Annotated in this window: 1 pseudogene; it reads right to left on the bottom strand. The window is 69.2% G+C overall.

Annotated elements, in window-relative coordinates:
- A pseudogene (locus QR78_RS31655) lies at positions 1-597 on the bottom strand (molecular chaperone HtpG); the annotation flags it as partial.

The following is a 597-nucleotide window of genomic DNA, read 5'->3' as shown; positions in this document are numbered from 1 at the left end:
CTCTTCAGCTCGGACACGACCTTGGCGGTCACCGCCCGGCGGATGCGGGCGAGGACGGGCGTCGCCTGCAGCATCTCGCGCGAGACGTTGAGCGGCAGATCCTCGGTGTCGACCACGCCCTGGACGAAGCGCAGCCAGGACGGCAGCAGCCCGGCCTCGTCGGTGATGAACATCCGGCGCACATGCAGGCGCACCTTGCTGTCGCGCTGCTCCTCGATCGCCATGAAGGGCTTCATGCCCGGGACGAACAGCAGCGCGTTGAACTCGAGCTGGCCTTCCGCCCGCCAGTGCAGGGTCGCCCACGGCTTGTCGAAGGCGTGCGCCACCTGGCGGTAGAACTCGGTGTACTCCTCCTCGCTCACCTCGGATTTGGGCTTGCGCCAGAGCGCCGTGCCCTTGGTCCCGGCGACCTCCTCGCCGTCGCGCACCAGCGTCACCGGCACGGTAATGTGGTCGGCCCACTTGCGCAGGATGGTCTCGAGGCGGATGCCCTCGAGATACTCCTCGGCGTCCGCCTTCATGTGCAGGACGATGTCGGTGCCGGGCTCGGCCCGGGTCGCGGGCGCGAGCGTGTACTCGCCCTGCCCTTCCGAGGCC

This window comes from Methylobacterium indicum (genome assembly GCF_001043895.1).
GTDB classification, from domain to species: Bacteria; Pseudomonadota; Alphaproteobacteria; order Rhizobiales; family Beijerinckiaceae; genus Methylobacterium; species Methylobacterium indicum.
The sequence above is the reverse complement of the archived record's forward strand: the minus strand, read 5'-3'. Positions and strand labels throughout refer to the sequence as shown.